This window comes from Microvirga terrae, assembly GCF_013307435.2.
GTDB lineage: Bacteria > Pseudomonadota > Alphaproteobacteria > Rhizobiales > Beijerinckiaceae > Microvirga > Microvirga terrae.
On sequence record NZ_CP102845.1, the window covers coordinates 1,829,353 to 1,851,858 of the forward strand.

Genomic DNA, 22,506 nt, shown 5'->3' on the forward strand with positions numbered 1-22,506 from the left:
GAGATCGTCGACACAAGGGCGGTGCTGACGCTGATTACGGGATTCTCATCCTTCAAGGAGCCTTAGGCAGAAGCTCCGCCGGCAGCTCCCCGGCGCGGAACGGGCGGGGCTTGTTGAGCCTGATCATCGGCTCAATCTGCCAAACGCCCACGACCGCGAACAACCCTCCCAGCAGCGCAACGCCCGTCGCACCCATGCGCAGAGCCTGCCAGATCAAATACGCCATGGCGACGAGCGACGCGATGGCAAGCGCCGAGGTGGGCAGCCAGAGCCCTAGGGGTTTTCCGGCCACGAACTTCGCCTGCGGGTTGGCCTGGGCGATGGCTTCACAGAGGGCTTGGGCGAAGGCGCGGTATTCCTGGGTGAGCTCCTGGGCCTCCACCAGGCTCTTCCAATCGAGCGAGCTGAACGTGAAGGACTTGCCGTCCTTCATGACCACCTTCGTGCGAAATGATTTCTGTGCCAGCCGGCCGGGCTCGAACGTCATGCGAACGGTGCTGACGGCCCCGAGCTGGACCTCATGCACCTTGCGGCCCGAATCCACGGTGAGCTTCTCGCCCCTGAGGGTGAAGGAAATCGGCCCCCCGAAGGGCTTGGGGCTGTGGGTAAAGGTCGTGGTCATGCGGCTTCTTAGCGGCGCAGCATCCGTTCCGCAAACCCCCCAGCCGGCTCGGCCGTGGGACGTTAGCGGACCAGTTCCCGCATCGCGTGGTCGATGCCTTCGAGAGTGAGCGGGTACATGCGCTCCCCAAAGAGCTGTCGGATCAGGGTTATGGATTGCGTGTGACCCCAGTGCGGCTGCGGCACCGGGTTCAGCCACACGGCTTTCGGGAAGTGGTCGAGAACGCGCCGGATCCAGGCTTGACCGGGCTCCTCGTTCCAATGCTCCACCGAGCCGCCGGGATGGGTGACCTCATAAGGGCTCATGGACGCGTCGCCCACGAAGACCACCCGGTAATCGGACGGATAGGTGCGGATCACGTCGAGGGTGGGGATCACCTCGTCGAAACGGCGGCGATTGTCCTTCCAGAGGTTCTCGTAAACACAGTTATGGAAGTAGAAGTGCTCGAAATGCTTGAACTCGAGGCGCGCGGCCGAAAACAGCTCCTCGGCGGCTTCGACATGCCAGTCCATGGAGCCCCCCACATCGAGGAAGAGCAGAACCTTCACGGCATTGCGGCGCTCGGGGCGTAGGCGCACGTCGAGATAGCCCTTGTGAGCCGATTCCTGAATCGTCCCATCCAGGTCCAGCTCCTCGGCCGAGCCGGTCCGGGCGAAACGGCGCAGACGGCGCAGGGCGATGCGCATGTTGCGGACGCCGAGCTCGACACTGTCGTCGAAATCCTTGAACTCTCGCTTATCCCACACCTTCACGGCACGGAAGCTGCGGTTCTTGTCCTGCCCGATCCGGATGCTTTCCGGGTTGTAGCCGTAGGCGCCGTAAGGGGAGGTGCCGGCGGTCCCAATCCACTTGTTGCCGCCCTGGTGGCGGCCCTTCTGCTCCTTCAGGCGCTCCCTCAGGTTCTCCCAGAGCTTTTCCCAGCCCATGGCTTCGATCTGCTTTTTCTCCTCCTCCGTGAGGTAGCGCTCCGCGAGCTTGCGCAGCCATTCTCCGGGAATGCCGGTCTCGTCGACCGCGTGGCCCATGCTCTCGATACCCTTGAACACATGGGCGAACACCTGATCGAAACGGTCGAAATGCCGTTCGTCCTTCACCAGGCAGGTACGGGAGAGATAGTAGAATTCCTCGACGCTCTTGTCCGCAAGGTCACGGTCGAGCGCTTCCAGCAGGGACAGATACTCCCGGAAGGAGACCGGCACCTTGGCCGCGCGCAGCTCTGTGAAGAAGGTCAGAAACATCGGGCCAGTGTCCGGCATTGCGGAGGAAGGTCAAGGCCGATCCAAGGCTCGGACCTTGCTCTCACTTTCCAACCGTCCGACGGGCTCTGAATTCGATGCGCTCCGGATTGCGGGTGTTCTTCTTAAGAACCTCGCGGAATTCGTCGCGCCGCTCATGGATCGAGGCAATGACCAACCCCATCGGAACTCCGATATCCGTCAGAACCGCCTCGCTCAGCTGCAGGGAGGCCTCAATGGTCTCGGGCACCGCATCGTCGACGCCGAGATCGTAGAGCTGAGCGGCGTGCTTGTCGTCGCGGGCGCGGGACACGATGGTAATGTCCGACCGCTCCTGCCGGGCGGCCGCGACCAACGCCCCGATGGCACTCGGAGTGTCAAGGGTGATGACGAGGGCGCGCGCCTGCTCGATGCCGCAGGCGCGCAGGAACTCGGGATAGGACCCGTCCCCGAAATAGACCGGCTTACCGGCTCTGCGTTGTTCGGCCACGCGGGCCGGGTCGAGGTCGATGGCGAGATAAGGCACCTTGTGCCGCTGAAGCATGTCGCCGACGAGCTGGCCGACACGGCCATACCCGGCCACTATGACCCGTCCGGGCTCCTCCGGCGGGGGTGGAACCGTGATCGCCGGGTCGAGGGGACGCTTCTTCTCCAGCCGGCGGCTCAGGCGGCGTCCCAGCCGGGCGAAGAAGGGAATCGCCACCATGGTGAGCGTGGTCACGATCAGGAGGCTCTGGCCCGCTTCGCCGGGAACCAGTCCGGCCGCCATGGCGCTGCCGAGGATGACCAGCGCGAACTCGCCGCCGGGGCCGAGCAGCAGCCCCGTCTCGGCGGCTTCGGCCGCATTGAGCCCGAACGGGCGGCTCAGCCAGAAGATGATCACACTCTTGACGGCGACCACCAGAGTGGCGATCCCAAGGATTGTCAGCGGCGCCTCCAGAAACCGCACGACGTCCAGGTTCATGCCGACCGAGACGAAAAAGACGCCCAAGAGCAGGCCTTTGAAGGGCTGGATCGTCGTGTCGACGGCGCGCCGATACTCGGTTTCCGACAGGAGAATGCCGGCAATGAAAGCGCCAAGCGCCATGGACAGGCCGCTCGCAGCCGCGACGAGGCTCGTGACCAGCACAACGAGCAGGCAGGCCGCCATGAACAGTTCAGGGCTTTTCGTCGTCGAGACCATCTGGAAGAAGGGCCGCAGGACGATGCGTCCGAGCACCACGATGACGGCCAGGGCCAGCGCCGCCTGAAGAAGTGACGTGACCAGGGTCAGAGTGGTGACTTCCGGCTGCCGGATGTCCAGGACCGCGATGGTGAGCAGGATCGGCGCCACGGCCAGATCCTGGAAGAGCAGGGCTGAGAAGCTCGCGCGTCCCGGCGAGGTGTTGAGGCGCCTCTGTTCCGCGAGGACCGGCAGGACGATGGCCGTGGAGGACAAAGCCAGGGCGATGCCGATGATGGCGGCCGCCGTCACGGTGGCGACGCTCTTATACGCGAACAGGCTCAAGGCGAGGGTGCAGAGCACGACCTGGAGCGTTCCAAACCCGAACACCATGCGTCGCAGGAGGCGCAGGCGCTGCCAGGACAGCTCGATGCCGATAGTGAACAGGAGGAAGACCACGCCGAACTCGGCCAGCCGCGAGGTCCCCTCCGGGTCCGTGAAGGTCAGCCAGTCGACCCAAGGGTAGCTCGGCATGAGACGCCCAAGACCGAAGGGCCCCAGCAACGCGCCTGCCGCCAGGAACCCCAGGACCGGGCTGACCTTGAGCCGGTGAAACAGGGGGACGACGATGCCTGCCGTTGCCAGAAAAAGAATGGGTTCCTGATAGGCGTGCAGGTCTATCGCAGCGGCCATTGCTTCCTTCCGGTCAGAGATATTGTCCTTCTACGTCCAAGTGATGCGCAAGGGGTTAATGCCGCTCCCGACGGCATGGTGGGCGCGACATGAGCGCATGGGTTTTCATCATGATCCCCCCTGATCGTCATGGCCGGACAGATCCCGGCCAACTTGGCACAAAGCAGGAGGAGACCTGGATCCCCGGCTCAGGGCCGGGGATGCTGATAAGCAAGATGGGGATGGCTAATCCAGCGTCGCCAGCGCCTGCGCCAGATCGGCCACGAGATCGTCCGGGTGCTCAATGCCGATGGAGACGCGGATCGTGGCGTCGGAGACGCCGAGCCGATCCCGGGTTGCCTTCGGGACCCCGGAATGGGTCGTGGAAGCCGGGTGCGAGATCAGCGACTCGGTGCCACCGAGGCTCACCGCGAGCTTGAACACCTGGAGCGCGTTGAGGACCCGGAAGGCCTCGGCTTCGCCGCCCTTCACGTCGAAGGAGAAGGTGGAGCCGGGCGCGTCGGACTGCGCCTCGTACACCTCTCTGGCCCGTGAGCCCTCGGGCAGATAGGCGAGATGGTGCACCCTCACCACGCTTGGGTGCTCGTGCAGAAACTGCGCCACGATCTCCGCGTTCCGGTTCGCCGCGCTCATGCGCAGGGCGAGCGTTTCGAGGGAGCGCCCGATCATCCAGCAGGAATGGGGGTCGAGCTGGGTGCCGATGGCCGAGCGCAACAGGCGCACCGTCTTCATCAGGTCCTTGGATCCGAGCGCCGCGCCGGCGATCAGGTCCGAATGGCCGCCCACGTATTTCGTCAGTGAATAGACCGAGATGTCGGCCCCGTCCTTGAGCGGCTTCTGGAAGAGGGGGCCGAGAAGGGTGTTGTCGCAGACGATCACCGGGCGATGGCCCTGAGCGGTGCCGATCTCGTCGGCGATCCTCTTGATCAGGGCGATGTCCACCAGCGTGTTGAGCGGGTTGGATGGCGTTTCGATCATGATGACCGAGACGCGGCCCTTGGCCTGAGCTTCGGTTGCTGCCGCACGAATGCCGGTCTCGTCCACGCCGTCGCCGAAACCGACGGCCCCGATGTTCATGTTGGCCAGCGTCTTGGCGATCAGGGTCTCGGTGCCGCCGTAGAGCGGCTGCGAGTGAAGGATCACGTCGCCGGGCCGGGCAAACGCCAGGATCGTCGTGGAGATCGCCGACATGCCGGAGGAGAACAGGAGGCCAGCCTCCGCCTCCTCGAAGATGGCGAGCCGGTCCTCGACGATCTCGGAGTTGGGGTGGTTGAAGCGCGAATAGACTAGACCCGCGGCCTCGCCCTGCGGGGGCTCGCGGCGGCCCGCCACGTAATCGAAGAACTCCTTGCCGTGCTCGGCGCTGGTGAACACGAAGGTCGAGGTGAGGAATACCGGAGGCTTCACTGCGCCCTCCGACAGGGTCGGATCATACCCGTAGCCCAGCATGAGGGTCTCGGGCCTCAGCTTGTGATTGCCGATGCGGTCCTTGTGGTAGCGGTTATTGGCCATAGGTCGTTATCCTCCCGGTTTGTTTGTCATGGGCTTACCCTATGAAGGCGATTGCCGAAAGGCAGCGGCAGGAATTAGGGTCTGGATGAAACCGAGGAATGGTGAGAATGGCGCGTTTTGCCGGAACCGAGACCTATGTGGCGACCGAGGACCTAACGGTGGCGGTCAATGCCGCCATCACCCTGGAGCGGCCTCTCCTGGTGAAGGGGGAGCCCGGAACGGGCAAGTCCGTTCTGGCCGAAGAGATCGCCCGGAGCCTGAACGCACCGCTCCTGACCTGGCACATCAAGTCGACCACCAAGGCCCAGCAGGGGCTTTACGAGTATGATGCGGTGTCCCGCCTGCGCGACAGCCAGCTCGGCGATTCCCGGGTGTCCGATATCCGTCACTACATCAAGCGCGGCAAACTGTGGGAGGCCTTCGCGTCCGAGGTGCGTCCCGTACTGCTCATCGACGAGATCGACAAGGCCGACATCGAATTCCCGAACGACCTCCTGCTCGAGCTCGACCGCATGGAGTTCTTCGTCTACGAGACCGGCGAGACCGTGAAGGCGGCCCAGCGACCCATCGTGGTCATCACGTCCAACAACGAGAAGGAGCTGCCGGATGCCTTCCTGCGCCGCTGCTTCTTCCATTACATCAAGTTCCCAGACGCCGAGACGATGGGTCGGATCGTCGAGGTGCACTATCCCGGCATCAAGCACCGACTGGTCGAGGAAGCCCTGAAGATCTTCTTCGAGGTGCGGGACGTTCCTGGTCTGCGCAAGAAGCCCTCCACCTCGGAGCTGCTCGACTGGCTCAAGCTCCTGCTCTCCGAGGACATCGGCCCCGAGCAGTTGCGGGAGCGCGACACCCGCAAGCTCATCCCGCCGCTTCATGGGGCGTTGCTGAAGAACGAGCAGGATGTGAGCCTGTTCGAGAAGCTGGCTTTCATCGCCAGACGGGACGGGCGCTGATGCTTCGCCTCCTGCTCCTCCGTCATGCCAAGGCCGCCTGGCCCTCCGGTGTCCTCGACCTCGACCGGCCTCTGGCCAAGCGGGGCCAGGAGGCGGCTCCCGTTATGGGCACCTATCTCAAGAGGGAGCGCCTGGAGCCTGATCTCGTCATCCTCTCGCCGGCCCGTCGCACGGAGGAGACCTGGGAACGGGTTCAGTCCATCCTCGGCGACATCCAAACCCGTCGCGACGGGCGGATCTACGAAGCTCCCGTCGGGCGGCTCCTGGATGTCGTGCAGGAGGTGGAGCCTGGGGTTCGGACCCTGCTGATGATCGGCCACAATCCGGGCTTCGAGGAACTCGCGAAGCTTCTCATCGGCGAAGGCGATATCGACGGGATCCTGCGGCTCGGCCAGAAATACCCGACTGCCGGCCTTGCCGTCATTGATTTCCCGCTTGAGGCCTGGAGCGCAATCAAGCCGAAGTCCGGTACGCTGGAGCGCTTCGTGACGCCCAAATCTCTGGGGAACGGCGAGGACGATTAGACGTCTCCCGGCCGTGGGAGATCCAGATAGAGCAGTTCCTCGTCGTGGAAGACGCTTCCGACCCTGAGGGCCTTGCGCTCAATGCCGTAGGGCCTGAATCCGAGACCATGATAGGTCCGCCGGGCGTTCTCATTCGTGAGGCCGACAGCCGCTTCGAGCATGATCACGTGCCGGGAGGCATGGTCGATCACACGCTGGACCAGGTCTCTCCCGACGTGCCGCCCCTGCCATTCCGGTCTTACGAAGACGCCCCAGAGGACGCCCTTGTGGCGGGCCTTCATCCGCTCATAGACGGCAAATCCCGCCATGCCGACGAGCCTCCGTTCGGAAAAGGCCCCGAAGATGGCGTTCGGACCCGACGAGGAAATGCGAGCCTCGATCGCCTCGAGGGCGAGAGGCGCTTCCTCCTCGTAGCTGGAGCCGAAGGCTTCCGGGTTGGTCTGCAGCGCTTCGAGCCGCAGTTCCTGGTAGGCCGACGCGTCCGTGTGCTGCAAACGTCGAATGGTGATGGTGGCGGACATGGATCCCTGCGGAACGGTCGATGCGAGATGTCGGTGGCTCCTCACCGAGCGGTCGGACCATTAGACTTCGATTGCTGCCGAAGGACCAGCATCACGCATTGAGACTGAACCGATCAGCCCTACCATCGTTCTGCCTGAAAGCCTTTCCATTCTTTTCGGCCGAAGCGGGGGCTGATCCTTACCATGACGCCTCAGATGGTTCTTGCGATCGCCCTTGCGGTGCGCGCCCTCCTGCCCGGGGATGATCACGGGGCGGGAGAAACATCGTCGCAGCCCGTCCGGGAGGCAGAAGCCCTGCAGGCGCGCTATGAGCCGGAGCGCCGCGAAGTCACGAATTGGCGCCGGGAGGCGATGGCTGCCCTGGAGCCGAAGCCGGTCGTCGCCATGGCGGCCCTTCTCAAGGCCGAGCGTCCCTTCGTCACCCGTTGCGTCAAGCTCAATAATTACTGGTGCATCAAGAGCGCTCGCTGGAACGGCGAACTCGCGACAGATGGCGAGGGGCATGTGGGCTTCATCTCCGCCGACCACGGAGCCGACGCCGCCGCCACCCTGCTGCGGCGCTATTACCTGGAGTTCAACCGCAAGTCCGCCCTCGATATCGTCCGCCGCTGGGCCCCGGCCGAATGCGGCGTCGCGACGGGCATCGGGGGGATCGCCATGCTGGCCGTCAGAGGCATCGGCGGCACTGTGCGGGCCCAGTATCTCGCCTCGCGCCGCAAGAAGGGCGGCGGTGTGCGGTATACGGCAAAAGCCGGCCCCGGGGGCAGGCCGGGCCGGGTCTCCATGGTGATCCCGATGGCGGCGAGGACGCCGCAATTCCGGGTGCCGAGCATCGCCGAAGGCATGGGCGAAAAGCCGAAGGCGCCGCCGCAGGCCGTCGCCCGGCGCAGACCGGCGACGGAATCGGCGGTCACCGCCTCGGCGGCTCCGAAGCCCAGCCAGAAGGTTCAGGTGGCTACCGCTTGTCCGTCCGAAGAACAGCGCCATCGCAACTACGCCGGCCGGATGGTCGAAGGTCTCGGGTTGAAGCCCACCGACGATCTCAAGCTGTTCGCCGAGGACGGCACGCCTCAACCGAACCTGACCCATGTGATGTTGGCGATGTCGGCCTTCGAGCTCGGGGCACTGCGCGCCAGCCCCGATCTGGTGGAAGAGGCCGTCGAGCGGGCAGCCGCTAGGCTGAAGGAGAATGCGAGGTCCGATGAGAGGAAAGCGGATCTCTCCCGGGTACCTGTGCCGAGCGTGGAGCACTGACGCTGTCTTGCACGTTAGGACTTCAAGCCCCACCTTCGAGCTTGGCTTGAGAGCATTAGGTTCATCTACGTGTCCGTCATCACCGATTTCGCCTCCCGCGCCGGGTCCGCTGCGCAATCGCTCTGGGAGGCTTCGGGGCAGCTGATCCAGCCCTCCCTCCGCCTCGGTGTCACGGGGCTTGCCCGGTCCGGCAAGACGGTCTTCACCACCGCGCTCGTCCATCACCTCACCCGCGGCACGAGCCTGCCTGCCTTCAGGGCTTCCGCCGAGGGACGGATCCGGCGGGCCCATCTCGCCCATCAGCCGGATGACGCGGTACCGCGCTTTCCCTACGAGGAGCACATGGAGGCCCTCACCGAGAGCCGTCGTTGGCCGCAATCCACTAACCGGATCAGCGAGTTGCGCGTGGATGTGGAATTCGAACGGAAATCCGGCTGGCGGACAGGACCGGCTTCGCTCGCCCTCGACATCGTGGATTACCCGGGCGAATGGCTCCTCGACCTTGCCCTCCTCGATGCCGGCTACGCCGAATGGTCCCGTCAGACGATCGAAGCAAGCCGCAAGCGTGACCGCGTCCCTGTTGCCGGGAACTGGCACGAAACCTTGAAAACCCTCGATCCCTTGGGGACTTCCGACGAGATGCTCGCCTCGAGGGCGAGCGAGGCGTTCAAGGATTATCTTACGGCCCTGCGCGCCGGCTCGGAGGCCGTCGCCACCACGCCGCCGGGCCGGTTCCTCATGCCGGGCGACCTCGCGGGCTCGCCCGCGCTGACCTTCGCGCCGCTTGACCTGCCTCAAGGGCAGCCGATCGCGCCAGGCAGCTTCGCAGCCCTCATGGAACGACGCTTCGAGGCCTACAAGACCCATGTGGTCCGTCCCTTCTTTCGCGACCATTTCCAGCGCATCGACCGACAGATCGTTCTCGTCGACGTTCTGGCCGCTATTGACGCTGGTCCGGTGGCCCTAGCGGAACTGGAGGAGGCGCTGGATCAGGTGCTCATGGCCTTCCGGACCGGGCGCAACACGCTGCTGTCCCGCCTGTTCTCACCGCGGGCCGACCGGGTCCTGTTCGCGGCGACCAAGGCCGATCACATCCACCACACGGATCACGACCGTCTGGACGCGATCCTGCGCCTTCTCGTGAACCGCGCCTCTCGTCGGACTGAGGCTGCCGGCGCGCGGGTCGGAACGGTGGCGCTCGCCTCCGTGCGCGCGACCCGCGAGACGACGATTCGCGAAGGCCGCGAAACCCTGCGCGCCGTGGCCGGCGTTCCCGAGGCTGGCGAGCGGGTGGGGGACGACATCTTCGACGGCGAGGCGGAAGCCGCGATCTTCCCGGGCGAACTGCCGGAAACGCCCGAAGCCGTGTTCCAGGGCGCGATACCTCCGGGCTCGTTCCGATTTCCACGCTTCCGCCCACCGAAACTGCCGGTCGATGCTGCGGGCCGCATGGCCAAGATGCCTCACATCCGTCTCGACCGGGCCCTTGAATTCCTTCTGGGGGATCGCTTCGCATGAGCCGCCAACCTCGCGCCTATCGTCTCGACGATCCGAACGTCACGGCCGGCGCCGTGCAGGTCACGGAGGAGCCCTTCGACGCCATCGAAGCCGCGGACGGCGTCCTGGTGCCCATGGGCGAGAAGCGCCGTGCCCCCTGGATCGGAATCCTGGTTTCCGCCTTGTCGGGCCTCCTCGTTCTGGGCCTCGGGCTCGCAGTCGAGAACCTGATCGTCGAGCTCTATGCCGTCGCGCCGTGGCTCGGCTGGGTGGCGCTCGGCCTCGCGATCATCGCCCTCCTGGCGTTCGTGGCCATCATTGGCCGCGAGGTGGCGGGGATCTGGCGCGAGCAAAAGATCGAAGGCCTGCGGGAGGCTGCTATCGATGCGCTTGCGGTCAAGGACCACAAGGCCGCCAAGAGCATTGTGGCCGATCTTCTGAGCCTCTATGGCGGCCGCGCCTCGGCGGCGCCGGGGAGCGCGCGCCTGCGCGGCCTGACCGACGAGATCATCGATGCGGACGACCGGCTTGCCATTGCCGAGCGCGAGCTGCTGGCGCCCCTCGACGTCCAGGCCAAGCGGGCCATTGCCGGAGCGGCGAAGCAGGTCTCCCTCGTCACGGCGGTGAGCCCCCGGGCCGTCGTGGATGTGGCCTTCGTGATCTTCGCGGCGGTGCGGCTGCTGCGGACCCTCTCGCGAATCTATGGCGGGCGGCCCGGCCTGTTCGGGTTCCTGCGCCTCGCCAAGGCGGCTTTCAACCACCTCGCGGTCACGGGTGGAATGGCCGTGGGCGACAGCCTCATGCAGCAGGTGCTGGGCCTGGGCCTTGCGGCGCGAATCTCGGCCAAGCTCGGGGAGGGGGTGCTGAACGGGCTCATGACCGCCCGCTTCGGCCTCGCAGCGCTGTCCGTCTGCCGTCCGCTCCCGTTCATCCGGGAGGAGACTCCCAAGATCGGCGATGTCGCCGGGGAGCTTATCAGCCGGGCGGAGGCGGCCTCCTCCTGATGGGTGCGGCAAATCGTGCGCGCCCGCCCTTTCCAAGGTGCAAAAGAGGTGCTCGGGCCACTTAGACAAATCGATGACGCTTAATATCGTTGTCGCCGACCCTGCTTGCCTATATAGGGGCGCCACGGTTCATCGGGGAAGAACGGCTGAACATGACAGACATCGTGATTGATGAGGGTTATCGTCCGACAGAAGACGAGCCCTTCATGAATGAACGGCAAAGGGAGTACTTCAGGCGCAAGCTGATCCGTTGGAAGCATGATATCCTCAAAGAGGCTCAGGAAACCCTCGCCACCTTGCAGAGCGAGAACGAGAACCATCCTGACCTCGCGGATCGCGCCTCCTCGGAAACGGACCGCGCCATCGAGCTTCGTGCCAGGGATCGCCAGCGCAAGCTCATTGCCAAGATCGATGCCGCGCTCGCGCGGATCGAGGATGGGAGCTACGGCTATTGCGAGGAGACCGGGGATCCGATCTCCTTGAAGCGCCTGGAAGCGCGTCCCATCGCAACGCTGTCCCTCGAGGCGCAGGAGCGTCACGAGCGAAACGAACGGGTCTACCGGGACGACTGAGATCCTTTAGCACCACGTCGAAAGGGCTCCGCTTGCGGAGCCCTTTTTCTTTGCGTCTCGCGGTCGTCGGGACGCGTCAGCCTTTCTTGGAAGGGTCGAGCGGGCGCCCCAGGAGGCGGGCGAACTCCGCTTCTATATCTTCGACGGAGAACGGATCCGTCGGCTTCTGGGGAGCAGCGGGCGGCTCCTTTGCCTGCGGCGGGAGGGGAGCCGTCACCGGCGGAGGGGGCGGCACCGGTCGGATCGGCTCGGGAGCCGGTGTTGGTCTGGCCGGAGGCGCGGGTTCCAGGATCGGGGCGCGATCGTCTTCGTCCCGGCGGTCGTACACGGCGACATGCTCCGTGTCGGCCGGCGTCGGCTCGAGGATCTCGTCCTCATCCTGAACACCCTCAGGCTCGGATGTGTCGGCTTCAGGCGCTGGAGCGACCGGGGGCGGGGTGACAGGATTCGCAGGGCGCTTCAGCGCCTCTTCGAGCTGCTTTGCCATATCCGACAGGAGACCTGCGCCGGGAGCGGGCCGCTCGGTCACGGCTGGACGGTCAATCGGTGCCGGCTCTCGGATCGGTTCCGGTGGAGCAGGAGGGGGCGGGGGAACCGGCGTCGGGCGCGACTGGAACGGAGGAGGTGCCATGCTCGGGCGCGGCTCCGGGCGCTCCACGGGCGGAACTGCAGCGGGTTGAGCATTGTGGACCGAGGGTGTCCTCGCCTCGGCGCGCAGGCCTTGGATGGCAGGGGCGGCCGAGACTGCCACAGCATCAGGTTTCAGCGCGGGCTCAGGATGAGCTGGAACCGGAGCGCTCACCGTCGCGACGGGTGCGAGTTCCTGGTCGATCTCGGATTCCTCCGAAGGACGCCGCACGAAAGCACCGAGCTGGGCGGCGAGCTGGGTTTCGATGGAGGGGCGGCCGTTGGGCTCGACCTGTGGGGGGCGGGGAGGCTGATCGAGCGTCGGCTCGAACCGTTCCACGCCTGTGTCGTTGGAGGGTGCCGGAATGCGGGCACCGGCGACGCGAACGATATTGGTTTCGATGACGACGTCGTTGGGCCCGCCGATGAGAAGAAGGTGTTCGACATTGTCACGACGGAGAAGGAGAAGCTGCCGCTGCCGGTCGAGATCGTATACGTCGACGATGCCGAGCCTCGGTTGGCGGCTGCCGCGACCGCGGTCGCTGCCGGGCATCATCAGTCTGGCGCCTGTCAGCTTGCGGAAGACTACACCGAAGAGCACGAGCAGGATCAGAATGATCGCGAACGCAATCGCGAATTGGACTGCCCGTGACGCTTCGATACCGAAAAGAGATGACACGATGTACTCTCAAGTGTTTGCAGGCCGTGCAGGCCCGTTCCGTGGTGTTTGTACCACATTGACCGTCAAAGCCAGCCGCAAGGTTAACAAATGGTTAACGGAACCGGGCTTCATTAAACGGGCATGCGGATGAGGATCGGGCCTCGACGATGGGACCAAGATGGGTCTCTTGGCCCTTTCATCAAGGAAAATAGGGATTTCCTATGGCGAAATCGTCACACGGTGGTGTTCACCGTGCAGTCCGGCCCTTGCATCGGATCCTGGCTCCGCCTTAGAGGTCGATCAACGATTAGTGTGTAAGATGAGCGGCAGAGATCACGCGACTGGCTGCAACATTGCAGCCGGCGCCATAGGGCACCACCGCCTCCGTTGAGGATTTTGACATTCCATGGCTTACGAGGGCGACACGCCAAAAATCTCGGCCATCGACCGTTCCGAGCGCCACGGCCATATCGGGTGGGTCCTGCTCCTGGCTGGGATCCTTGTCGGCGCGACCCTGAGCCTGCGTTTCCTCGGCATGGACCAAGTTCAGCCTCTCATCCTCGGCCTCCTTGCGTTCTTCGCGATGGCCGGTGTGTTCTTCCTCTTCGCGATGTCGATTGGGGTCGTGCAGTTTTCAGGACAGACCGCGCGCAACGATATCACCAAGCTCATGGCCGATACGTCGACGGACGGCCTCGTCGTGATCGAGGACGACGGGCGCGTCACCTATGCCAACGAAGCTTACCTCTCTTACGCGGGCTTGCAGGGAGGAGAGGTGCGTCCGGTCGAGCGCCTGTTCATGGGGGCGCCCGAAGTCTCCGAGGCGATCTACCGGCTGGCCCAGGCCGCGCGGGAGCATCGCACGGGCACGGAGGAAATCCGTCTTTCGCCCTCGTTGAACGGTGCCCACGAGTTCGGCTGGTACCGCGTGCGCGTACGCTCCGTATCGCGCCCCAACGGGCGGTTTGCGGCACTCTGGACCATCTGCGAGGTTACCCATGAGCGCGAGCGGCAGGAGAACGTTTTCCAGGAACTCCAGCATGCCATCGATTACCTCGATCACGCCCCCGCGGGCTTTCTCTCGGTCGATCCCGAGGGATCGATCATCTACCTGAACGCCACTCTTGCCTCATGGCTCGACTATGATCTCGCCCAGGTCGGCTCGGGAGGGCTGAGCCTCGCCGACATCGTGCCTCGCGATGTCGTGTCGATGATGACGTCGTTTTCCGGCGAGCCGGGCAGCGTTCGCACGGAGACGTTCGATCTCGACCTGCGCCGCCGCAACGGCCAGTTTCTCCCCGTGCGCCTTTACCACCGGATTGCCTTCGGGCAGGACGGCAGGATGGGAGCTTCCCGGACCCTTGTCCTCAATCGCTCAGCCGGTGGGGAAGTCGACGAGGGACAGCGGGCTGCCGAGGTGCGCTTCGCCCGGTTCTTCAACAACACGCCTATCGCCATCGCGACGGTCAATCAGACCGGCCGGATCGTTCATGCGAACGCGCCGTTCTCCAAGCTGTTCGGCACGCTGATCCGTGGGGGTGAGGGCGGTGTCACCGGGGCATCCATCCTCGACACGTTCCGCGAGCGCGGTCCCATCGAGATTGCCCTTAAGGCGGCGGCGGAGAACAAGGGCGACATTCCGCCCCTGGAGCTTCAGACCGCTGGAGAGAACGCTGGCTCCGTCCGGGTCTGGGTCACGCCCGTTGGCGATACTGGTGCCGAAGGCGAGACGGCGATCCTCTACGCTCTCGACACGACGGATTTCCGGAAAGTGGAGGAGCAGCTCGCCCAGTCCCAGAAGATGAACGCGGTCGGGCAGCTCGCCGGCGGCGTCGCGCATGACTTCAACAACGTGCTGCAGGCGATCATCGGCTACAGCGACCTGCTGCTCGCCAATCACCGGCCGACCGATCCGTCCTTCCAGGACATCATGCAGATCAAGCAGAACGCGAACCGGGCCGCGAGTCTCGTCCGCCAGCTGCTCGCCTTCTCCCGCCGCCAGACCCTGCGGCCGGAAGTGCTGAACCTCAACGACCGGCTCTACGATCTCTCCATGCTGCTCAAGCGCCTGCTGGGCGAGCGCGTGGAGCTCGATTTGAGTCACGGCCGCGACCTTTGGTTCGTTAAGGCGGACGTGAACCAGTTCGAACAGGTGGTGGTGAACCTCGCCGTCAACGCCCGCGACGCGATGCAGGGCGGCGGCAAGCTCGCAATCCGCACGGCGAATGTGGCGGCCACGGAGGCCGCCCGACTCAACGTGAGCGCGATGCCGCCGGCCGATTACGTCGTCGTCGAGGTGTCCGATACGGGCTCGGGCATGACGCCCGACGTGGTTGAGAAGATCTTCGAGCCGTTCTTCACCACCAAGGAAGTCGGCAAGGGAACCGGGCTCGGCCTCTCGACGGTCTTCGGCATCGTCAAGCAGTCAGGCGGCTATATCGACGTGGACTCGACGCCCGGACAGGGCACGGTCTTCCGCATCTACCTGCCGCGCCATGTTCCCGACGTGCAGGATGCGCCCGAGGAATCGAAGGCCGATGCGCCGAAGAAGCCGGCCGCCGACATGACCGGGCAGGGCACCATTCTTCTGGTCGAGGACGAGGACCCCGTCCGCGCTGTCAACGCCCGGGCGCTCTCCGCCCGCGGCTACACCGTGCTTGAGGCTGCCTCCGGAATCGAGGCTCTGGAGATCATCCAGGAGCGCGGCGCCCCGGTCGATCTCGTGGTCTCCGACGTGGTCATGCCGGAAATGGACGGCCCGACCCTGCTCGGCGAGCTGCGCAAGCTCTACCCGGACCTGAAGGTGATCTTCGTGTCCGGCTATGCCGAGGAAGCCTTCCGCAAGAACCTTCCGGAAGGGGAGGAGTTCAACTTCCTGCCCAAGCCCTTCAGCCTGCGCCAGCTGGTCGAGATCGTGAAGCAGGTGGTGGTGCGCTAACCGACTGTTTTTACTCATTTTTAACCCTGCGGCGTCGTGCCCTGCCCAATAGCTGTGAATTCGCGGATGAGAACGAAAAAAGAACTTGTAAGGGGGAACAAAGTGAGTACATATATTCTCTCAACACCGCGTTGAGATTCACTCCTCCTCCATGCCATAAGGATGTCAGGTCATGTCACAGTCCTCCCTGCGACTGGTGGAAAGCTCATCAATGGATAAAGATAAATCGAAAGCTCTCGACGCGGCGCTGTCCCAGATCGAGCGCGCCTTCGGCAAAGGCTCGATCATGCGGCTCGGCAAGGGCCAGCAGCCGGTGGAAATCGAGACCGTTTCGACCGGTTCTCTCGGCCTCGACATCGCGCTTGGCGTCGGTGGCCTGCCCCGCGGCCGCATCATCGAGATCTATGGACCGGAATCCTCCGGCAAGACGACCCTGGCCCTGCACACCATTGCCGAGGCTCAGAAGAAGGGTGGCGTCTGCGCCTTCGTGGACGCGGAGCATGCTCTGGATCCGGTCTACGCCCGCAAGCTCGGCGTCAACCTGGACGATCTCCTGATCTCGCAGCCCGATACGGGTGAGCAGGCGCTCGAGATCGCCGATACGCTGGTCCGGTCCGGCGCGGTCGACGTGCTCGTCATCGATTCGGTTGCGGCGCTCACCCCGAAGGCGGAACTCGACGGAGAGATGGGCGAGGTCCAGCCGGGCCTCCAGGCCCGCCTCATGAGCCAAGCCCTGCGCAAGCTCACCGGTTCGATCTCGCGCTCGAACACGATGGTGATCTTCATCAACCAGATCCGCATGAAGATCGGCGTCATGTACGGGAGCCCCGAGACTACGACGGGCGGCAACGCCCTGAAGTTCTACGCGTCCGTGCGCCTCGACATCCGTCGCGTCTCGACCCTCAAGGATCGTGACGATCCGATCGGAAACCAGGTCCGCGTGAAGGTCGTGAAGAACAAGGTGGCTCCGCCCTTCAAGCAGGTCGAGTTCGACATCATGTTCGGCGAAGGCGTGTCCAAGGTGGGCGAACTCATCGACCTCGGCGTCAAGGCCGGCATCGTCGACAAGTCCGGCGCCTGGTTCTCCTACGACAGCCAGCGCCTGGGCCAGGGCCGCGAGAACGCCAAGCAGTTCCTGCGCGACAATCCTGAGGTGGCCGGCAAGATCGAGGCGCTCATCCGCCAGAATGCCGGTCTGCTCGCCGATCGCATCCTGGAGCAGGCGACCCCGACCGCCGACGACCTGGACGAAGGTTCCGCAGAATAGGCTTTTGCTCTCCTTCAAGGGCAAAGAGAGGCCGTCGCGAGAGATCGCGGCGGTCTTTTCGTTTTCCGATCTGTCTCGATCTCGCCCCCGGATCGCGGAGCAGGACCCGGGAGATTAGACGACACGCCGCCTCGACAGGGCGGGCGCAGACGGCTAAAACCAGCCACCACCAAGATCTTTCGGCCCCAAAAGCCCCTTTACCTTAAGTTTGAAAACCCATGAACATGAACGGCGTCAACGAAATCCGGTCGGCCTTTCTCGATTACTTCGCCAAGAACGGCCATGAGGTCGTGGCCTCGAGCCCCCTGGTGCCGCGCAACGATCCGACCCTGATGTTCACGAACGCCGGCATGGTGCAGTTCAAGAACGTCTTTACCGGCGTCGAGAAGCGGCCCTACAGCACCGCGACCACCTCGCAGAAATGCGTCCGTGCCGGTGGCAAGCACAACGACCTGGACAATGTGGGCTACACGGCGCGCCACCACACCTTTTTCGAGATGCTCGGCAACTTCTCGTTCGGCGACTACTTCAAGGAGCAGGCCATCGAGCTTGCCTGGGGGCTGATCACCAGGGAATTCAACCTGCCGAAGGACAGGCTCCTCGTCACCGTCTATCACGACGACGACGAGGCGGCGAACCTTTGGAAGAAGATCGCCGGCTTTTCGGATTCCAAGATCATCCGCATTCCGACCTCGGACAATTTTTGGCAGATGGGCGATACCGGCCCCTGCGGTCCATGTTCGGAGATCTTCATCGACCAGGGCGACAAGCTCTGGGGCGGCCCGCCGGGAAGCCCGGAGGAGGATGGCGACCGATTCCTGGAGTTCTGGAACCTCGTGTTCATGCAATACGAGCAGATCGAGCCCGGCAACCGGATCGGCCTTCCCAGGCCGTCCATCGATACCGGCATGGGCCTGGAGCGCATCTCGGCCATCATGCAGGGCGTCTATTCCAACTATGATACGGACCTGTTCCGCACCCTCATCGAGGCTGTGGCCCATGCCACCGGCGTGGCGCCCGAGGGCGACCGCAAGGCCTCGCACCGGGTGATCGCCGACCACCTGCGCGCCTCGTCCTTCCTCGTCGCCGACGGCGTGCTGCCGTCGAACGAGGGCCGCGGTTACGTGCTCCGCCGGATCATGCGTCGCGCCATGCGTCACGCGCAGCTTCTGGGAGCCAAGGATCCGATCATGTACCGCCTCGTGCCCGCCCTGGTGCGCGAGATGGGGCAGGCCTATCCGGAGCTTGTCCGCGCCGAGGTGCTGATCACCGAGACCCTGAAGCTGGAGGAGACCCGCTTCCGCAAGACCCTGGAGCGTGGCCTGTCAATCCTCGACGAGGAAAGCCGTGAGCTGAGCAAGGGTCAGAACCTGTCCGGCGACACAGCCTTCACGCTCTACGATACGTATGGCTTCCCGCTCGACCTGACCCAGGATGCGCTCAAGCCCCGGGGCATCGGCGTCGACACGGACGCCTTCAACGCCGCCATGAAGCGCCAGCGCGAGAAGGCCCGGGCGGCTTGGTCCGGTTCAGGCGAGGCGGCGACGGAGACCGTGTGGTTCTCGGTCAAGGAACGCACCGGCGCGACCGAGTTTCTCGGCTACGATACGGAAACCGCCGAAGGCATCGTCCTGGCGCTCCTGAAGGACGGACAGGAGGTGGCGGAGCTCAAGGCCGGCGAGACCGGTCTCGTGGTCCTCAACCAGACGCCGTTCTACGGGGAATCCGGCGGTCAGGTCGGTGACACCGGCATCATGCAGGGCGAGGGCGCCCGGGTTTTCGTGACAGGCACCGAGAAGAAGCTCGGCGACCTCTTCGTGCACCATGTCACCGTCGAGCACGGTTCCCTGAAGCTCAATCAGTCTCTGGAGCTGATCGTCGACCGCGAGCGTCGCTTCGCCGTGCGCTCCAACCATTCGGCCACCCATCTCCTGCACGAGGCCCTGCGCCAGGTGCTTGGCGATCACGTGGCCCAGAAGGGTTCGCTGGTGGCGCCCGAGCGCCTCCGCTTCGACTTCAGCCATCCGAAGCCCATTGAGGACGCGGAGCTCGCCCGCGTCGAGGAGATCGCCAACAGGGTGCTGCTCCAGAACGAGCCCGTCGTCACCAAGCTCATGGCGGTCGACGAGGCGATCGAGTCCGGCGCGCGCGCGCTCTTTGGTGAGAAATACGGCGACGAGGTCCGCGTCGTCTCCATGGGCAAGGGCGAGACCAACAAGGCCTTCTCGGTCGAACTCTGCGGCGGCACGCACGTGAACCGCACGGGCGATATCGGCGTCATCACCATCGTGGGCGAGAATGCCGTTGCGGCAGGTGTCCGCCGCGTCGAAGCCATGACCGGTGATGCCGCCCGGCGCCACCTCGCGGAGGAGAGCCGCAGACTGCGCGAGGTGGCGGGCCTTCTCAAGGCACCGGTCGACGAGGTCTCCTCACGCCTGACGGCGCTTCTGGAAGAGCGCCGGAAGCTGGAGCGGGATTTGTCCGAGGCCCGTCGCAAGCTCGCCATGGGCGGCGGTGGCGGCGAGAGCGATCCCGTCAAGGACATCGCCGGCATCAAGCTCATGGCCCGGGCGGTCACCGGCGTCGAGATGAAGGACCTCAAGAGCCTCGCCGACGAGGGCAAGAAGCGCCTCGGCTCGGGCGTCGTCGCGATCGTCGGCGTGGCGGAGGACGGCAAGGCCGGTATCGTGGTCGGCGTCACCGAGGACCTGACCGCGAAGGTGGATGCGGTCGCCCTCGTGCGCGTCGGCTCCGAAAAGCTTGGCGGCAAAGGCGGCGGCGGACGGCGCGACATGGCCCAGGCCGGCGGCCCGGATGGTGCCCAAGCGGAAGCGGCGCTGGCCGCTATCGAGGCGGCCCTGGCGGCCGCTTAGAAGCGACGATCATGGCCGGCCTCGTGCCGGCCATTCATATCCAAAGAGCGTGGCGCCCGATGGAAGCGGGGGTGCCGGCGAATGGTCGGTGATGCCGTTTCGGAGTGCCCTCAATCATGATCCGGGTGCTGGCGGGAGGCCATCTTCCGCAGTTCCTCCGGGGTGGCATCGTCCTCCGTCCGCTGCCCGGGCAGGATATGCAGCATTTCGAAGGCCGGAAGCCTGCTCTCGACTCCATACTGGATTTCCGGTGTGACCCGCTCGGGCTCGTCGAGGCTGCCGATCGAGACGGTGATCCGGTCGCGCTCCACATAGGCGAAGGTGAGGGGCGTCCCGCAGTCCCGGCAGAAGCCACGCTCCACGGCCTCCGAGCTCCTGAAGATACCAGGACGCCCCTTGGTCCAGACCAAATCCCTTCGCGGCACCCCAGTGAGCGGCGCAAAATAATTGCCGAAGGCCTTCTGACACATGCGGCAGTGGCAGATGCTGGCATGGGTCGGCTCGGACATGAGGGCGTAACGCACCGCGCCGCACTGGCAGCCGCCGGTCATTGCGGATGTTTTGCTGTCCGTCATCAATGAACTCCTGTGTCGGTTGTGCCAGAGGGGCGCTTCGAGGAGACGTTCGTCAAGTCCCTCTCAGGCCGTTGCCCTCCCACGGAGCGGAGCGATCGAAGACGAATGCGAACGACGAACGAGGCAGAATTCACATTCGAAAGCCATCCAATCCGCTCGGCTCCGTCACAGGGACGGACGGGTCCATTCGAACTCCGCCCCCTGCCGGGACACCGTCGCCATTGCAGGATCACAGCGTCCGGTCGCAGCCTTCGACGAACAGGCCGAGCATCTCTCCGCCCCGATTCTGGATCGGGCGGTAGACCAGGTCGATCCGGCGCTCCTCCAACGCGCCTAGAGGCACCATCTGCAGGCTGATCGGCAGGAACTGGCCGACGAAGGTCTGTCTCGTGGTGTAGACCCGATCAAGCAGTTCATAATAGCCCTGGCCGGCCAGTTCCGGGAGCGCATCCCGAACAGGCATGGTGAAGAGGTTCCGGTGCCCGACGAGTTTGAAGTAGTCGGCATTTGCTTCATGGTATATGTGGCTTGGTCCCTTGAGCACCGCACGGAACGTTGACCCCGGCAAGATGCTGACATCGGCGGCTTGCATCAGATAGCCGCTGGCTCGCTCGAGTGGCACTGCCACGGTCAGCGGCGCGATCTTGGGCTGCGTTATCGCCTCGTACTGTTCGACCGCCGCTATCGCGATGCGGGCGTGCTCCCGGAAGCGTTCCTTCAGGAATACGGGTTCGGTCGCCCAGCCACGCGCGTTCTCGAGGCTCTCGTAGAAGGCACGGGCGACGGCTTCCACCTCCTCGTCGGTCATATGCACCTCTCAGCTGAACAATGATGCTTCTTAACAGATGTCATCGAACGGATCAGGAGAGCCAAGTAGATGCGCAGCGGCAAATGTAAATAGAATCAAATGCTCGCCGACCCTCGACGAAAGTATCGATAAGTCGGGAGCAGAAACCGTTCGGAAGCAGATCGACCAAAGCCTGCGAGCATCAGGCAGGCTCGATGCAGGCTATGCTTTCGGCAATAGTGCGCTCGTTGCCCACATCGCAGCCTGAGTGCGGTTCTGTGCACCGATCTTCTTCAGGATACCCTGGATGTAGACTTTGATCGTCGCCTCCGACAGGTTGAGGCTGACGGCAATATCCCGGTTTTTCGTTCCATTCATCAGAAATCCGAGGATTTCGACTTCCCGGCTCGTCAGTTGCTCCTTGAGGGCGCCGTCGGTGACAGGGCCTTCCCCGTCGTGGTGATTGGGCGGGTTCCAAACGGCCGAAGTCATCCTTCTATCGAGGAAATTCCGCACGGAAGCCGAGGGAAAATAGCCTTCCCCGAGCATCACCAGCTCAAGTGCCTTGACCAGGATGTTCTCGTTGCTGGATGTCAGGCAGAAGCCGTCCGCGCCTTCGGCACACAGGCGCGCCAGTATGCCCTCGTCGAATGAGTCGGACACAACGACAACGTGGGAGCCGGGATGCTGTGATTTCAGACTAGTTACTTCGGCTAGAGTCTCGTCGAGGGGCGAGGCGGTATCCAGGATAAACAGATGATCGCCGCTCCGTTGTGACCGCCGATCCTGCTCGTTCTCGTCATCGGCTTTGTTCTGAACCGCGAAAGCGCTTCCCGCCAACATGTGTTCCAGAGCGACGCGCAGCATGAAGCTCTTGCACAAAAGTACCGTTTTCACCTGCATGGCATGCTGCTTCCGATCCACGACGGGGTCCCGCGACCCTGACTGTGCCAAGGGCTTAGTCATTTTACGACCCACGCGCAACAACACAGCAGAGCAGTGCGGGATAGCCGCTCTCATACCATGTTTCCCACTCTGCTTGTTAAGACGCCTAGCTCGAAATGATGGTTACTTTTTGCCAGGCCGGCATGCCGGTTGCGGGTCGCCGCGGAGCTCCCCACCGCTCAGGACTGACGCCAGGGCGCCTTTATGATATGCCCTCTCTGCCGATCGATCAGCCATCCGATCCTCCGTCGGGCGCCCTCGCTGGCCATACCGGGGCGCCG

18 protein-coding genes are annotated in these 22,506 nt (G+C 64.3%); 9 read left to right on the top strand and 9 right to left on the bottom strand.

What is annotated here, in order from left to right:
• Window positions 1-52: 52 nt before the first annotated feature.
• From HPT29_RS08550 to HPT29_RS08565, 4 genes are all read right to left on the bottom strand, one after another.
• A complete protein-coding gene (locus HPT29_RS08550) occupies window positions 53-622 on the bottom strand; it encodes a hypothetical protein (RefSeq protein WP_173949509.1) in 570 nt (189 codons plus the stop codon).
• A gap of 62 nt (window positions 623-684) precedes the next feature.
• Window positions 685-1,860: a vWA domain-containing protein gene (locus HPT29_RS08555; protein ID WP_173949508.1), complete on the bottom strand. Its 1,176-nt coding sequence runs from the start codon at window positions 1,858-1,860 to the stop codon at window positions 685-687.
• Between the two features lie 61 nt (window positions 1,861-1,921).
• Entirely contained in the window at window positions 1,922-3,712 is a 1,791-nt protein-coding gene (locus tag HPT29_RS08560; protein ID WP_173949507.1) for a cation:proton antiporter domain-containing protein, read from the bottom strand.
• A 225-nt stretch (window positions 3,713-3,937) separates the two neighbouring features.
• Entirely contained in the window at window positions 3,938-5,224 is a 1,287-nt protein-coding gene (locus tag HPT29_RS08565) for a cystathionine gamma-synthase family protein (RefSeq protein ID WP_173949506.1), read from the bottom strand.
• A gap of 107 nt (window positions 5,225-5,331) precedes the next feature.
• On the opposite strand from HPT29_RS08565, the gene HPT29_RS08570 reads away from it, so the two are divergent.
• Window positions 5,332-6,180, top strand: a complete 849-nt coding sequence (locus HPT29_RS08570; protein WP_173949505.1) for an AAA family ATPase — start codon at window positions 5,332-5,334, stop codon at window positions 6,178-6,180.
• Window positions 6,180-6,704 carry a SixA phosphatase family protein gene (locus HPT29_RS08575; protein ID WP_173949504.1) on the top strand — a complete coding sequence of 175 codons (525 nt, stop codon included), beginning with the start codon at window positions 6,180-6,182 and terminating at the stop codon, window positions 6,702-6,704. The genes HPT29_RS08570 and HPT29_RS08575 overlap by 1 nt, the downstream gene beginning before the upstream one ends.
• Here the strand turns inward: HPT29_RS08575 and HPT29_RS08580 are convergent.
• The gene (locus tag HPT29_RS08580) at window positions 6,701-7,225 is read right to left on the bottom strand and encodes a GNAT family N-acetyltransferase (protein WP_173949503.1); all 525 of its coding nucleotides are present in this window, start codon (window positions 7,223-7,225) and stop codon (window positions 6,701-6,703) included. The genes HPT29_RS08575 and HPT29_RS08580 overlap by 4 nt on opposite strands.
• 183 nt (window positions 7,226-7,408) lie before the next feature.
• Between HPT29_RS08580 and HPT29_RS08585 the strand changes: the two genes are divergently transcribed.
• The 4 genes from HPT29_RS08585 (at window position 7,409) to dksA (ending at window position 11,552) form a co-directional block, all read left to right on the top strand.
• Window positions 7,409-8,479 carry a ferritin-like domain-containing protein gene (locus HPT29_RS08585; protein WP_173949502.1) on the top strand — a complete coding sequence of 357 codons (1,071 nt, stop codon included), beginning with the start codon at window positions 7,409-7,411 and terminating at the stop codon, window positions 8,477-8,479.
• A gap of 69 nt (window positions 8,480-8,548) precedes the next feature.
• Window positions 8,549-9,997, top strand: a complete 1,449-nt coding sequence (locus HPT29_RS08590; protein ID WP_173949501.1) for a YcjX family GTP-binding protein — start codon at window positions 8,549-8,551, stop codon at window positions 9,995-9,997.
• Window positions 9,994-10,980, top strand: a complete 987-nt coding sequence (locus HPT29_RS08595) for a YcjF family protein (protein ID WP_173949500.1) — start codon at window positions 9,994-9,996, stop codon at window positions 10,978-10,980. The genes HPT29_RS08590 and HPT29_RS08595 overlap by 4 nt, the downstream gene beginning before the upstream one ends.
• A 152-nt stretch (window positions 10,981-11,132) precedes the next feature.
• A complete protein-coding gene (gene dksA, locus HPT29_RS08600) occupies window positions 11,133-11,552 on the top strand; it encodes an RNA polymerase-binding protein DksA (protein ID WP_009489488.1) in 420 nt (139 codons plus the stop codon).
• Between the two features lie 76 nt (window positions 11,553-11,628).
• On the opposite strand, the gene HPT29_RS08605 is transcribed toward dksA, so the two are convergent.
• Complete coding sequence (locus HPT29_RS08605) at window positions 11,629-12,858, bottom strand: hypothetical protein (RefSeq protein ID WP_173949499.1); 1,230 nt, start codon at window positions 12,856-12,858, stop codon at window positions 11,629-11,631.
• Window positions 12,859-13,246: 388 nt separating this feature from the next.
• Here HPT29_RS08605 and cckA point away from each other — a divergent pair, with 388 nt between their 5' ends.
• From cckA to alaS, 3 genes are all read left to right on the top strand, one after another.
• Window positions 13,247-15,778: a cell cycle histidine kinase CckA gene (gene cckA / locus HPT29_RS08610; protein WP_173949498.1), complete on the top strand. Its 2,532-nt coding sequence runs from the start codon at window positions 13,247-13,249 to the stop codon at window positions 15,776-15,778.
• A 172-nt stretch (window positions 15,779-15,950) separates the two neighbouring features.
• Window positions 15,951-17,045, top strand: a complete 1,095-nt coding sequence (recA, locus tag HPT29_RS08615) for a recombinase RecA (RefSeq protein ID WP_173949497.1) — start codon at window positions 15,951-15,953, stop codon at window positions 17,043-17,045.
• A gap of 224 nt (window positions 17,046-17,269) precedes the next feature.
• The gene (gene alaS, locus HPT29_RS08620) at window positions 17,270-19,918 is read left to right on the top strand and encodes an alanine--tRNA ligase (protein ID WP_173949614.1); all 2,649 of its coding nucleotides are present in this window, start codon (window positions 17,270-17,272) and stop codon (window positions 19,916-19,918) included.
• Between the two features lie 110 nt (window positions 19,919-20,028).
• Here alaS and HPT29_RS08625 read toward each other — a convergent pair whose 3' ends face one another.
• From HPT29_RS08625 to HPT29_RS08635, 3 genes are all read right to left on the bottom strand, one after another.
• Window positions 20,029-20,493, bottom strand: a complete 465-nt coding sequence (locus HPT29_RS08625) for a GFA family protein (protein WP_173949496.1) — start codon at window positions 20,491-20,493, stop codon at window positions 20,029-20,031.
• Between the two features lie 229 nt (window positions 20,494-20,722).
• Window positions 20,723-21,301, bottom strand: a complete 579-nt coding sequence (locus tag HPT29_RS08630; protein WP_173949495.1) for a hypothetical protein — start codon at window positions 21,299-21,301, stop codon at window positions 20,723-20,725.
• Between the two features lie 201 nt (window positions 21,302-21,502).
• Entirely contained in the window at window positions 21,503-22,183 is a 681-nt protein-coding gene (locus HPT29_RS08635; RefSeq protein WP_173949494.1) for a response regulator transcription factor, read from the bottom strand.
• Window positions 22,184-22,506: the final 323 nt, after the last annotated feature.